Origin of the sequence: Pseudoalteromonas sp. Z1A6, from assembly GCF_011378745.1 — a bacterium.
In the GTDB taxonomy this organism is placed as follows: domain Bacteria; phylum Pseudomonadota; class Gammaproteobacteria; order Enterobacterales; family Alteromonadaceae; genus Pseudoalteromonas; species Pseudoalteromonas arctica.
The window spans coordinates 1-553 of sequence record NZ_WTKW01000714.1 but is presented as its reverse complement, the minus strand read 5'-3'; the positions used below and the strand labels follow the sequence as shown (position 1 = coordinate 553).

General features: G+C 42.3%; 1 protein-coding gene. It reads left to right on the top strand.

Going from position 1 to position 553, the window contains the following annotated elements; genetic code table 11:
* On the top strand, nucleotides 1-553 hold a 553-nt coding region (locus tag GQR46_RS20455; RefSeq protein ID WP_165742364.1), incomplete at both ends, for a transposase.

The following is a 553-nucleotide window of genomic DNA, read 5'->3' as shown; positions in this document are numbered from 1 at the left end:
GAAAATAAACTCGATTTATCGGGATTTGACGCGTGGTATAACAACGATAAAACGGGCGCGGCGGCGTATCCGCCTTCGGTAATGCTAAAGATTATTTTACTGGGTTACGCACATGGTTTGATCAGTAGTCGCCGAATTGCTAAAGCGTGTGAGACGAACATTTTATTTATGAGTGTGTCGGGTGATATCCAGCCGCATTACAAATCAATAGCCGGTTTTGTGGCTAAAATGCATGAACAGATTGAGCCGCTTTTTACGCAAGTGCTGATGATATGTGATGAAGAAGGCTTGATAGGTCGCAACATGTTTGCCATTGATGGGTGTAAATTAAAGTCCAATGCGAGTAAAGAATGGATCGGCACATTCGATGAGTTAGGTCGAAAAAAAGCAAAACTAGAACGCGCAAGCAAACGTATTATTGAACGCCACCAATCACAAGATGGACTGGGCGAAGAGTTAATAACTCAGGACTTAAAACAAAAAGAAAAGCTGGATAGAAGTGCAGGTAAAATCACCGAGTTTTTAGCCACTCACGAAGAGAAAACAGGCAGTA